The organism is uncultured Albimonas sp., assembly GCF_963977235.1.
Taxonomy (GTDB): domain Bacteria; phylum Pseudomonadota; class Alphaproteobacteria; order Rhodobacterales; family Rhodobacteraceae; genus Albimonas.
Map to the genome: position 1 here is coordinate 61,345 of NZ_CAXBOD010000014.1, position 12,344 is coordinate 73,688.

The window sequence follows — 12,344 nt, forward strand, 5'->3', positions numbered from 1 at the left end:
CTGTTTAGTTCGATGAATCTCTCATTGATGCCGCGATGCTCTCTGCGGCGTCCCGTCCCTGCGCCACAGCGCTGACTGTAAGATCGTCTCCTCCGGTCGCGCAATCGCCGCCTGCCCAGACCCATGCACGGGAGGTTCGGCCGTTGACGTCGACCTTGATCTTGCCGCCCTCGATCTCCAGCCCCGCGGGGGGCGAGAGGGTCTGGCCGATGGCCTTCATCACGTGGTCGGCGGGGAGGGCGAAGGTCTCGCCCGTGCCCGTGAGGCCCTCGGGGCCGCTCTCGGTGTACTCGAACTCGATGGACTGGGCGCGGCCCTCGCCCAGCACGCGCACGGGGCGGGCGTTGGTGATCACCCGGGCGCCGGAGGCGGCGGCGAGCTCGACCTCGAAGTCGGAGGCGGCCATCGCCTCGCGGTCGCGGCGGTAGACCAGCGTCACCTGCTCGGCGCCGAGACGGGCGGACTGGATGGCGGCGTCGGTGGCGGTCATGCCGCCGCCGATCACCACCACGTTGCGGCCCACGGGCACGGACTCGTAGTCCGGGGCCTGGCGCAGGGCGGCGATCCAGTCGACCGCGTCCTGGACGCCCGCCAGGTCCTCGCCCTCGGCGCGCAGGGCGTTCACGGCGGCAAGGCCGACGCCCAGGAACACCGCCTCATGGTCGGCGGCGAGCGCGTCCAGCGTCAGGCCCTCGCCCAGCCGGCCCTCGACGATCTCGATGCCGCCGATGCGCAGCAGCCAGTCGACCTCGGCCTGGGCGAAGCCGTCGACGGCCTTGTAGGCGGCGATGCCGTATTCGTTCAGGCCGCCGGGGCGGGGGCGGGCCTCGTAGACCGTCACCGCGTGACCGCGCATCGCCAGACGGTGCGCGCAGGCGAGGCCGGCGGGCCCCGCGCCGACCACGGCGACGCGCTTGCCGGTCTCGGGCGCGCGGGAATAGGGGTGGCCGTTCTCGGCCATCAGCGCGTCGGTGGCGTAGCGCTGCAGGCGGCCGATCTCGACCGGGTCGCCCTCGGCGGTCATCCGCACGCAGGCCTCTTCGCACAGCGTCTCGGTGGGGCAGACGCGGGCGCACATGCCGCCCAGGATGTTCTGGTCGAAGATCGTCCTGGCCGCCGACTTGGGGTGCCCGCCCTGGATCTCGCGGATGAACATCGGGATGTCGATCTCGGTCGGGCAGGCGAGGGTGCAGGGCGCGTCGTGGCAGAAATAGCAGCGATCCGCGGCGACCAGCGCCTCGTGGTCGCCAAAGCGGGGGTGGAGGTCTGAGAAGTTGGCCGCCAGCTCCTCCGCCGGCAGTCGGGCGGGGGCGATTCCGGGGGCGCGGCGCGCGGATGTCATGGCTGGCGGTCTCCCGAGAGTTCGGTCTGGAGGTCGTGGGCTGGCCGGTCGCGACTCAGCCTGTGGCGAGTTCGAAAATTTATCAACTGGTAAATGGCGCGGCGCCGCCGTCCGCGCGCGGAAACCGCCCTCGACGGACCGAAACGACCGCGCCCGGCCGCCTTTCGGCGACCGGGCGCGGTCTTCAGCGGTCGCCAGGCCGCCAGCCGGGCGGCGAGTTCAGGCGGCGCGGCGGCGCGAGATCCAGCCGAGCGCGGCCAGGCCCAGGGCCGCCAGCGGCAGGGTCGGGGGCAACGGCACCGCCGCAAAGGTCAGCGTCATCGACGCGGCCGCGTCAGAGGGGCTGTCATAGGCCACCCGGTGGACCGCGCCGGCGTCGAAGATGATCGCGATCGGGCTGGCGACCCCGGCGCTTCCATTGCTGGTGCAGTCGGCGATGTCGCAGCCGAAATAGTAGCCGTCGGCCAGCGCGGTGGTGCCGCTGAAGTTGCTGTAGAAGTACGGCTCGGAGGTCGGATCCCAGGTCGCGAACGCGCCGCTTCCGTCGATGGTTCCGGCGCCCGACGTCCAGTCGTCGATGACGAAACTGCCGAGGACGCCCCCGTCGAGGGTGATCGCCACCGAGCTGATGTCGGTGAAGTCGAACGCCTCGCCGGCGTCCTTCTCGATCGTCATCGTGCCGCTTGCGGTGAACGCATGCGCGGGGTCGTCGACGTCGACCCCGGACCAGTAGAAGTCGAAGACGGTGGCCGCCTGGGCGACGACCGGCGCAAGCGCGAGCCCAAAGGCCAGCGCGAGCGGGACGAGAACGCAGGATCTCATGAGGGGCGGCTCCTCAACTGTACGCGACACGATACCAGTCGCCGAATCGCAACCGAATCGCGGAATATTAACACCACCGAAAGCTGGGGTTCATACTCCATTCGCCGCGCGGACCGCTTCGCGGCGGCCGTGTTGACGCATGGCGCGAGACCGGAGAACATAGCGCGAACAAGGAGCGTGCGATGTCCCGGCCCCCCTTCCCCGAGCCTGCCTCGGTCCCCCCGCCGCAGCCCGGCGTGCTGCTTGCCCGCGGGGTGTGCCGCCTGCTGATCGACCTCGGCTTCGCCCCGATCGCGGAGTTCGCGCCCGACCGCGGCCTGCGCGCCGACGTCTTCGCGGTCGGGCCCAAGGGCGAGATCTGGATCGTGGAGTGCAAGTCGGGTCTGCCGGACTTTCGCTCGGACCGTAAGTGGCCGGGCTACCTCGCCTGGTGCGACCGCTTCTTCTTCGCGGTGGACGACGCCTTCCCCGACGAGGCGCTGCCGCCCGAGCATGGCCTGCTGCGCGCCGACGCCTTCGGCGCGGAGATCCTGCGCCACCCCGCCGAGCCGAGCGTCCTTCCGCCCGCGCGGCGCAAGGCGTTGACGCTGAAGGCGGCGCGGGTGGCCTCGGTCCGGCTGCGCATGGCGCTGGACCCGGGGCTGCCCGCCCTGTCAGAGATCTGACGGCGCGCGGAGCGGCGCGTCAGGCGCCTCGAATCACCGGCGCGGGCCGCGGTCCCGGCCGCCGCCGCCCTCGGGCCGCCCGCCGCCGCTGCGGCCCGGCCCGCGAGCGGACTTGCCGCCCGGGCCAGAGGACTTCGCGCGTCCGCCGCCGCCGCCGCCCCGGTTGCTCGCGGCGCGGGCGCGCTCGGCAGAGCCCCTGAGCTCCTCGGCGATCTCCTCGGCCTCCTCCGGCTCGAAGTCGAGCGGGAGCGAGAATCCCTCGCCCTCGACGTAGATGCGGACCATGCCCTCGCTGGTGGGGCCGATCTGCAGGCTCGCGGAGACGTTGCTTTCGGAATCGATGCCCATTGGCCGGTCCTCGTCGGTTGGTTCGGGCGCTGCTACTGCCGCCGGGCGCGCGACGCAAGGGCGCGTGCGCGACGCAACCGGGCGCGGCCCTCTTGCATTGCGACGCATCCGGCGCTATCGACCCCCCCGCGTGCCGACGTAGCTCAGTAGGTTAGAGCACCAGATTGTGGATCTGGGGGTCCCCCGTTCGAGCCGGGGCGTCGGTACCACTTTCCCTCGCCGACTTGCGCGCAATCTGATCGAGGCCGGCACGACCCTGCGCAGGTTGGAATCGCAAGACGCGGGCCCATAGAGCGCTCCGCCGCCGACCGCAACGCGAACAGTCTCCCGCATACGGGCGAAGCACCTGGCCGACTGGCGAACGCCTTGCAGCTCCTTGACCGAGGCGCGACGCTTGGCTGGACCGCGTGGGCGGAACGCTTGCAGGGTTGTTTCTCACTGGCCAGCAAGCGCAGCGGCGGCGGCGGACACCAGCCGCGACATCCCGACCGATATCCGGTCTGCGCGCGCTCCTGACGCCTGGGGCTCAGGCGCCAGGGAGACTGTCGATCACGTCGGCCAGCCGGTTCAGCCGGCCAAGCGCAGCTTCAGTGTCGCCCTCCGACACCCCGCCGGAAAGCGTGTGTTCCTGGCGACTGATCCCGCGCTCCACCGACGCAAGCGTTTCCAGCTCGTCGGCATATCTGGCGCGGTCCGACTCGTAGAGGGAGCGAAGACGCGCCGTTCGTGACTTCAGGTCCCCAAGCTTCGAGCGGGCGGAGGCCAGCTTCGCCTCGTTGACGTCACTGGTCCGCTCCAGGCTCGTCACCTCGTCGTCGAGCAGCGCGTTGGCCGCCTCGAGGCCCGCCCGCTCATCCTGCCTGGCCTCGATCTGGCCGGAGTAGGTGCCGTCGGTCTGGTTTCGGAGACCATCGAGGAAGCCGGCTTCATTCGGATTCTTGGCGCCAGTGCAGGCGCCCAACGCCAGCCCCAGCATCAGCGCGGCAACCGAGCCTCGCCCGGGCGCGCGGAGGCGGATCCGGGAGAGGCGGCTGCACGCGGGTCCCGAGCAGGTCATGGCTCAAACTCCCTGGATCGGCGCCGTGGGCGGCGCGAGGTCGCCGGCGGCGTCAGACAACGTGCGCAGCAGACGGATATTCTCGTCCATCGGCTGCCTTACGCGCGAGACGTCGACGCCCTTCGTGGAGGCCTCGACAAGCTTGGCGCGATCCTCCTCGCGGTCTTCAAGCTCGGCCTCCAGGTTGTCCTTAACTTGGGTGCGGAACGACTTGATGCGGTTGTAGTCCTGAGCGTAGGCCTCGGCTGTGATCTGCTGGGCGACGTATTTGCGATCCAGCTCCTGGAGCTCGGCTTCCTGAGCGGCGATCCGGTTCTTGAGCTTGACCGAGAACGAGTCGAGGCGCTGACGCTCTTCCTGCAGCGCGGCGATCTTCTCGTTCTCGTCCTTGAGGGTGATCGAAGCGTCAGCATTGCCTTGACCGACGGTCGCGCCAGCCACGCCGCCGATCACCGCGCCGCCCGCGGCCCCGGCAGCGCAGCCGACCGCGAGGTTGTCCGCGACGAACATGCCCCCCAGACAGCCGGCGAGCGCGCCGATGAGCGCGCCCTGGAACATGCTGCGTTCGACGATGTCGGCCGATTCGTCGACCAGCGCCTGCTCTTCAGGGGTCAGGTCGGAGCCGATCCCGTAGGATTGCGCGACCGTGGTGATGCCCCGGGTGGTCTGGTCGCAGCCGCTCAGCGGCCCAGCTGCGATGGCCGCCAGCGCCAGCGCGACGGCGCCTCGATTGAACAGATATTTTCTCGTCATCACAATATTTCCCCTCGCTACACGTCATGGCCCATGCGCCGGGCCCCAGCGGTCAGTTGCGGAAGTCCCGAAGCCAAGCCTCCCTATCCAGGACGCCGTTCGTGCGGCGCTCGGCGGCGTGGCGCTGCGCGTGGTCCAGACAGGCGAGTATGTCGGTCTGGCCTCGCTCGATCTGCTGCCGCCGAACCGCCGCGGCCTGGGATGTCACGAGCGCTTCACCGTAATCGGTGGCCAGCGTCTCGATCAGGGCCGCATAGAAGGCGACGGACCGGTCAAGCGCCGACTCGACCTGGCGCAGGCTGTCGTCGATCTCGGCCTGGCGCCGGCGGCCCTCCGCGACCTGAGTGGCATCGCCGCCGGCCTCGATGTCCCTGATGATCTCGGCGGCGTGCAGGCTCATCTTCAGCGCGGCCTCTGCAGCGCCCAGCTGACCCTGGATCCGGTTGCAGGCGACCGAGCCCGCCAGGAGCTGGTTGCCCAGCGCGCGGTCGCGCTGGGCGTCCCGCTCAGCCTGCGCCTCCTGGAGCAAACGGCGTGCCTCGCGCAGGTCTTCGACCATCGCGGCGTCACCTGACCGCTCCGCGGCGCGGGTTACGGCGTCGTCGATCCGCGACATGGCTTCATCGGCCTTGCGCAGCGCAGGGTTGTCGGGATCCGAGGCTCGGAGCGTCTCGTAGCCGGTCTGGATCGCAGCCAGTCTCTCCTGCGAGCTGAGCACGACCGCCCCAAGAGCCGGGCGGAAGCCGACGTAGCGGTCGCGTGTGGCGAGGCCGGTGGCGGGATCGAAGAACCCGTACTCGTCCCGCATTCCAAGCGAGATGCGCTCGCTGGGGGTGCGGGCGTCGCCGCCTTTTACGACGAAGGCGCCGGTCATGCCGTGAAGCCGGCCGTAGCGGTTGAGGCGAAACGCGTCCTCCGTCATCTCGCCGACATTGCCGAGCATGTCATGCAGGCCGAGCGGGTTGGGCGCGAGATATCCGATGGTCTGAAGCTGTCCGCCGGCCGAGGACGTGTCGCCGGTCGCCGCGATCTGCGCCAGCGTGCGGCCGTCAAGGTCCGGCAGGCTGCGGCGGAAGGCGACGTCGTCGACCCGCGCGCCGCCACGGGCTGCAAACTCCCATTCCGCTTCGGTCGGAAGCCTGACGAAGGCTAGCGCGCCCTCGCTGCGCGGAAGCGACGTTCGCGCCTCCGTCCAGAGCCACTCGGTGTAGCGGCGGGTAAATTCGATGGCCTCGAACCAACTGACCCCGCTCTGCGCGAGAAAGCTGCTGCGCTTGAGTTCCGGCAGCGGGTCCGGGCATGGCTTCATCACCGCATCGTACTGTGGCGCGGCGACCTCGAACTTGGCGACGTAGTAGCGGCGCGAGCCCGTCGCCTCGTCACGAAACGCACCCGAGACATGAGCCTCGCGCAGACCGCGAAGATAGTCGTGATCGCCGTCCGCCTCGCCCACCACGATCTTGAGATCGGCCAACGCGTTCGCTGCGTGGGGCGTTGCGACAGGGCGAAACGCCATGGCTCCGCCGCAGGGCATCGGCAGGACAAGATCGTCCTCCAGCGGCGTGCGGTTGTAGTGTTGCTCCTGCCAGACAATCTGTGGCGTGTCGGCGTGGGCCGGCGGCGCGGCCACGAAGCCTGCCGCAGCGAAGGCCGCCGCAGCGGCGATCCCCCGGCGCAGGGTCAATGCGGGAGGGCCGCTGCGCGAGGCGAGCCGGGCGATCGGCGCGGTGTTATGCTCAACCACTGCGGAACCCCTCGTCCGCTCCAATCCGAATAGCCTCGCGCACGCTCCAGAGGGCGGCGACGACGGCGAGAAACAAGGCGGCCAGACAAGCCGAGACCAGGGTCCCGGCTCCCGCGTAAATCAAGCCGTACGGGCCACCAAGGTCACTAAACACTACATTGACGAAGCCGGAAAGCATGAAGAAAGACGCAAGCGTCAGCACCAGCCCGCCCCCAACCACGGCAAGAGCCTGCGCGACGCAGACGCCGCCGCGCAGCAGGGCCGGGGCGCCGAGCAGACGGAGCATTCCGAACGCGGCGCGCTGGCGTTCGAGATTGGCGCGCAAGCTCGCCGCGAGTCCGAGGAAGAACCCGCCCGCCCCACAAGTTGCGATCAGCGCATAGAGGCCGGTCAGGACCCGGTCGAGACGCAGCACAATAGCGGCGTTCTCTGCGCGCACGCGAACATCCGCGCCCAGAGCCTTCAGTCCGTCGCGCACATCTTCAAGCCGGTGAACCGAGGCCGCATAGGCGCGGAAGCTGGCATGGAAGCCGGCAGGCGGCTGCTCGAGCCAGGTTTCGGGACGGATCGAGGCGTCGTCGGTGAATGCTTCCATCGCCTCCAGCAGGCGCAGGGGCACAAAGGCATAAGGCTGGCCGATGCGCTCGGCCGGGGCGATGGCGATAACGGTGAGTTCCAGGGTCACCGCCTGTCGCTCGCCGCGCAGGATGCGCTCGGCTCGCGCCTCCATCCGCTCGCCCGGCGAAAGCGCAAGCTCGCGCGCGGCCGCGGCGCTGAGCACCACCTCCCGCGCCTCCCATCGCGGCGCAGGGCCGTCGTAGAGGGGGTCTCCGGGGCCGGTTGGCAGCAGCCCCAGGCCCGGATACGACCGGCGCGCCGTAGGGTTGCGCGCCAGCGCCAGCCGGGCGGAGATGTTGCGCGTGTCCGGGATGAAGAAGCCCATGCCGTCCAGCGCCATCGCGCGGGCCGCAAAGTCGCCGTCGTATACCGCAGAGGAGACGGGAATGATCTCGCGGTTGCGCGGATCCTCGACGAGTTCGTCGACGATGGCCCCGATCGCGCCCTGCTTGAGCGCCAGCAGCAGCAGCAGCGGCAGGGCCGCGCCGACGAAGGCCAGCATGAAGCAGGCGGTGCTGCGCGGATCTGCCCGCAGTTCGGCCCAGGCGAGCGAGAGGGCGTGCAGAAACCAGCGCCCCATCCCGGGTCAGGCCGCGAAGACCGAGACGACGCCCTCGGGGCCGCTGCTCAGCCGCTGGGTCAGCCGCGGCAGGTCGCGCCAGTGCGGCCGGTCGGGACGGTGGGTGGCGATCACCGCCGCCATGCCGTAGTCGCGCGCCATCTCGATCATCAGCCGGTCCACCGCGTCGGCGTTGGCGCCGTCGAGCGCGGCCGTCGGCTCGTCGGCCAGCAGCAGGCTGGGACCGTGCGCCATCGCCCTTGCCACTGCGGCGCGCTGGCGCTGCCCCACGGAGACGTCCCGCGGCCGGCGATCCAGCACGTGGCCGACGCCGAGCCGGACGGCGATCTCTTCGCCTCGCCCCGGCGGAGGGGCGCCGCCGGAGAGCGACGAAAGCATCGCGGTCTCGGCGATATTCCGGCGCAGGCTCAGCCAGGGCAGCAGGCCGCCGGTCTGCAGAACAAAGCCCAGTTCGCGGGCGCGGAACCTTTGCAGCGCGCCTTCGTCCCGCTGGCGCCAGGCCTCGAGCGTAGACAGGCGGGCTGTCCTCCCACACAGCTCAAGGCGCGCGGCGCGCGTCGGGCGCAAGGCGGCTCCCAGCATGGCGAGAATGGTGCTCTTGCCCGAGCCGCTCTCCCCGACGAGGAGCGCGATGCCCCCCGCCGACAGTTCGAGCCCTTCGAGCCGCAGGGTAAGATGGCCGCCAGCTTGCGCGAACGTCATTTCGACGGCCTCGGCCGAAACGGCCGGGCCCACGCCCGTCGCGGACGCCGGGCGGTCGGTCACGGCAGATCGTCCAGCAGCATCGGGTAGTAGGACTCCGTGGTCTCCCCACGCTCGAATTCAACCCAGAGCTCGGGCGAGGCGTTGAAGCGACGATAGCGCTCCGCCCGCTCCTGCACGCCGGTCAGAAAGGTCAACTGCTGGGAGGGGTTCATTCGGATCCAGTCGCGTTCGGTGATGTTCATCACGGCGGACTTGTAGGGAAGCCCCTCCAGGTACTCGGCGATCAGACCGGCTTCGGCCAGGTTCTCGGCTCTGCGTCCGACGATGTCGGGCCGACGGCTCATGTCCGCGGCCGCCGCCACGACCTGGCGGAAGAACTGGTCTGGCGCGGCCGCCCCCTCGAGCCCCTTGTCGAAGATTGACTGAAGCGACTGTTCGAGGTCGCTGAGCTGGTTGCGCGTCAACAGCAGGCGCATCGAGACCGGGCGCAGGCCGACCTTGTCGAAGTCGCGGTCCGCGATCCAGCCCGAGAACACGTCAGGCGCCGACTCGCCTTTCACTCGCCCGAGATAGGCCAGCCGCATCGCGGCCGCGACGCGGCCGACTCGATCGATCAAGTGGGCGTCGGCCTCTCGCTCGCCGGGACCATCGTCGGGCGTGACGCGCTCGCCGTAGGCATTGCGGGCGAGGTCGTCGGCGATCTCGCTGGACACCTGGATCGCGGCCTGCTGGAAGCGGCCCGGGTCGCCGCCGGCGACCGGAAAGTAGAGGTCCCCGACGTTGGGAACCTCGGTCAGCCCGCGGTAGGAGCTTTCGGCGTCGGCGTGGTCTCCCGAGCGGGCGCCGCCCGGAGTCAGCAGGTGCATGGTCGCGATCGCGATTCCCCGTTCGCGCGCATAGTTGCCCAGGCCTCGGCCCGAGAGGCCGGTGCCGCTGAACTGGTCGCCCGCCTCACGCGGGGCGGCGTCGGTCACCAGCACGACCCAGCCGGCGTCCAGCCCGCTGGCGGCAAGGTCGTCGACCGCGGCCATGACACCGGAGTAGGCGTCCTCGCGGAAATGTCGGGTCGGCGCCGAGGAGGCGTGCATCCGGCTCATTCCCGACATGAAGCGATCGCGATCCCCGCCTTCGCTGACCGGGACGAAAACCTCGGTCAGGTAGCCAGCCTGCGGCGCCGCATCGAGGGAGTCGCGATAACCCACCAGCCCGAACCGGATCTGGTCGCCCAGACGCGAGGCGCGCAGGCGGTCGTACATCTCGGCGACCGCATCGCGGGTCGCCTCGATGAAGGGCCCCATCGAGGTCGTGGTGTCGACCAGGAAAACGATGCCGACCTTGAAGTCCTTCAGCAGCTTGCGGTTGCTCTGGCGCCGCGGGGGGGCGTCCGGCGCCGGGTCCTCGCCCGTGTCGCGCACCACGGCGACGCGAAGGGCGTTCAGGCGTGCGCCGCTCTCCTCGAAGATCGCCGGCTCCCAGTCGAGAATCGGCAGAAAATAGAACTGGGAGGACAGGTCGACGCCGTCGCGCGGGCCCAGCGCGATGACCGGGCCGCCCGGAGGCAGGTCGCCGCGCTCGCGCCGGACGGCGTCCTCGCGGCGCGTGCTCGACAGTTCGTCGGGACGCTCGGACTCGATCACCTCGTAGAGGTCATCGGGATGCTCGAAGACCAGCAGGCGCTCGAGGCCGCCCTGTTGCTCGAAGATCAGGACGATGTTCTGCCTCCACTCGATCGTCTCGGACGCCGGCAGCCAGAAGGCGTCGTCGCCGGCCTCGGCGGCGGCCACCCGGAGCCATTCCTCGCCGTCCGCCTCGGCGCGTTCGAAAACGAAGAGCTGCACCATGGGCGGCACTGTCGCCCCGGGAGTCTCGCCGGGCGCGGAGCGCCGAGCCGCCTCGGTCCGGGTCAGGACCCGCTGGGGCAGCGTCTCCTTTCCCTCCATGACGAGCGGCGTTTCCGCCCGCGCCGGCGCTGGCGCCGCGAGCAAGCACCCGAAGGCGGCCAGCAGCCCCAGCAGGACCCGCAGCGCACGAAGCGGCTCCAGCCCCGCCGGTTGGGGGACGGGACCGATGAGTTGGGGGACGTGGCGGGAACCGCGGGTCATTCCGGCAACTCCGCAAGTCGGCTCGAGGCCTCGGTCACGCCCAGGTCCGCAGCCTTGCGGTACCAGAGCCGGGCGAAGGCGAGGTTGGCCTCGGGGACAAGCGCATCCTGCCGGGGCGTATCGGGATCGTAGGCGCGCGCGATCTCCAGCGCGGCCTCGCCGTCCCCGCCGCCGGCAAGCTTCATGAGCGTGGCGAGCGCCGCCTCCCGGTCGACGGGATCGGAGCTCCCGGCCGTGCTGCGGGCTTCTGCGAGGGGGTCGTCCTTGTTGAGCATGTCTTGGGCCTTCGCCACGCTCTCGGACGTCGGCTCGGACGGAGACGTCGCCGGCGCGACCCCAGCCTGGTCCGGCACGAGCCGCGCATAAGCCAGCCATCCGCCCACCCCTAGGGCAACCGCAAGCAACGCCGCCGCGGCCACGATCAGCCCGCCGCGGCGCCCGTCGGGCGGCGGCGGAACCGGAGCGCGCGTCGACCGCGACGGGGCGCTGCTGGGCAAGAAGCCGTCGTTGTCCGATCCGGTCGGGTCGTTCTGGCGACCGGCATCCTTCCCGCCCGCAGAGGCAACCGCCTCAGGCTGCGGCGCCGCCGCTCCCGCGGTCTCGCCGTCCCAGGCGCGCGCGATGTCAAGGTGACGGCGGGCCGGATCAGCGATCAAGAGCGCCGCTAGCCGTCGCCGGAGGTCGGGATGAAGGTCGCCCGGCAAAGCAGCGTCGTGGCGGCGGACCTGCATCACCTCCACCGGATCCCGCGCAGCGACGTCGAGCTGCAGGTCGGCCATCTCGGCCAGGACGAGCCCGAGACTGTAGGCGTCGGAGCGGGCGTCGACGGGCGTCGGAAACAGGCGCATCTGCTCGGGCGAGGCGTAGGCGTACTTTCCCGCGAACTCTCCGCCGATGATGGTTCCGGCGCCGGGGGCGAGCCGCTTGGAGATTCCGAAATCGATGATCTTCGCGCGGGAAATGTCTTCGTCGGGGACCAGCACATTGTCCGGACAAAGATCACGATGGACGACGCCCGCGGCATGGGCCGCGGCCAATCCCGCGACGAGACGGCTGCCCAGCGCGACCACGCCTTCGGGATCCAACCTCCGGCCATCGCGCAGAAAGGCCGACAGCGGGAGGCCGTCGACGTACTCCATGACCAGGTAGAGGTTGCCGTGCGCGTCGCGGCCGGTCGACTCGTAGCCGACGACGGCGTCGTCGCGCACCTTGCGAAGCGCAGCCGCCTCTCGCTGGAAGAGGGCGGCGGCGCGCTCCGCCTCGAATGCGCCGTCCAGTATGACCTTCACCGCAACCTGGTCGCCCAGCACCTCATGCCGGCAGAGGAACACGGCGCCCATGCCGCCGCTCGCGATCCTGCGCTCTATCCGATAGGTGTTCGCAATCAGCTCGCCGGGGCCGAGGTCTCGCAATGCGCGTTGCGGCGAGTTCAAATCGCCGGGCCGGGTCGATTCGCCCATGACCGCTCCAAGACATTTTACAAATCACATTCGCGCCTGCTAGCGCTGCTTGGAGCCTAGGCGACTTCTCCCTCGACGTCCTAATTTTTTTGGACATGTCTCGATAGCGTGTTGGCGGATTTCGGCTTCAAGGCGCCTGGCCAAGATT

Annotated in this window: 10 protein-coding genes, 1 tRNA gene and 1 pseudogene; 2 read left to right on the top strand and 10 right to left on the bottom strand. The window is 70.2% G+C overall.

Translation table 11 applies throughout. The features are described 5' to 3' along the window. Positions 1-4: 4 nt before the first annotated feature. Positions 5-1,342 (bottom strand): NAD(P)-dependent oxidoreductase, encoded by a 1,338-nt coding sequence (locus tag AAC134_RS09575; protein WP_339948862.1) that lies wholly within the window; start codon positions 1,340-1,342, stop codon positions 5-7. A gap of 219 nt (positions 1,343-1,561) precedes the next feature. Next, positions 1,562-2,164, bottom strand: coding sequence for a hypothetical protein (locus tag AAC134_RS09580; protein ID WP_339948863.1), 603 nt, complete (start codon positions 2,162-2,164; stop codon positions 1,562-1,564). Between the two features lie 182 nt (positions 2,165-2,346). On the opposite strand from AAC134_RS09580, the gene AAC134_RS09585 reads away from it, so the two are divergent. Continuing rightward, on the top strand, positions 2,347-2,829 hold the full coding sequence (locus AAC134_RS09585) for an MmcB family DNA repair protein (RefSeq protein ID WP_339948864.1): 483 nt from the start codon (positions 2,347-2,349) through the stop codon (positions 2,827-2,829). Between the two features lie 171 nt (positions 2,830-3,000). Here AAC134_RS09585 and AAC134_RS09590 read toward each other — a convergent pair. Continuing rightward, positions 3,001-3,177: pseudogene (locus AAC134_RS09590) on the bottom strand (DUF6324 family protein); the annotation flags it as partial. 132 nt (positions 3,178-3,309) lie between these two features. Here AAC134_RS09590 and AAC134_RS09595 point away from each other — a divergent pair. After that, positions 3,310-3,386, top strand: a tRNA-His gene (locus tag AAC134_RS09595). Between the two features lie 317 nt (positions 3,387-3,703). Here AAC134_RS09595 and AAC134_RS09600 read toward each other — a convergent pair. Genes AAC134_RS09600 through AAC134_RS09630 form a run of 7 tightly spaced genes read right to left on the bottom strand, consistent with a single transcriptional unit; the run spans position 3,704 to position 12,196 of the window. Then, the gene (locus AAC134_RS09600; protein ID WP_339948865.1) at positions 3,704-4,234 is read right to left on the bottom strand and encodes a hypothetical protein; all 531 of its coding nucleotides are present in this window, start codon (positions 4,232-4,234) and stop codon (positions 3,704-3,706) included. Positions 4,235-4,237: 3 nt separating this feature from the next. Further along, positions 4,238-4,987, bottom strand: coding sequence for a hypothetical protein (locus tag AAC134_RS09605; protein ID WP_339948866.1), 750 nt, complete (start codon positions 4,985-4,987; stop codon positions 4,238-4,240). A 52-nt stretch (positions 4,988-5,039) separates the two neighbouring features. Next, positions 5,040-6,731: an SUMF1/EgtB/PvdO family nonheme iron enzyme gene (locus AAC134_RS09610; protein ID WP_339948867.1), complete on the bottom strand. Its 1,692-nt coding sequence runs from the start codon at positions 6,729-6,731 to the stop codon at positions 5,040-5,042. Continuing rightward, a complete protein-coding gene (locus AAC134_RS09615) occupies positions 6,724-7,929 on the bottom strand; it encodes a hypothetical protein (RefSeq protein ID WP_339948868.1) in 1,206 nt (401 codons plus the stop codon). Before AAC134_RS09615 ends, AAC134_RS09610 begins: the two co-directional genes overlap by 8 nt. Before the next feature lie 6 nt (positions 7,930-7,935). Beyond that, on the bottom strand, positions 7,936-8,694 hold the full coding sequence (locus AAC134_RS09620) for an ATP-binding cassette domain-containing protein (protein ID WP_339948869.1): 759 nt from the start codon (positions 8,692-8,694) through the stop codon (positions 7,936-7,938). Next, a complete protein-coding gene (locus AAC134_RS09625; RefSeq protein WP_339948870.1) occupies positions 8,691-10,736 on the bottom strand; it encodes a vWA domain-containing protein in 2,046 nt (681 codons plus the stop codon). Before AAC134_RS09625 ends, AAC134_RS09620 begins: the two co-directional genes overlap by 4 nt. Further along, positions 10,733-12,196: a serine/threonine-protein kinase gene (locus AAC134_RS09630; RefSeq protein WP_339948871.1), complete on the bottom strand. Its 1,464-nt coding sequence runs from the start codon at positions 12,194-12,196 to the stop codon at positions 10,733-10,735. Before AAC134_RS09630 ends, AAC134_RS09625 begins: the two co-directional genes overlap by 4 nt. Between the last annotated feature and the right edge of the window lie 148 nt (positions 12,197-12,344).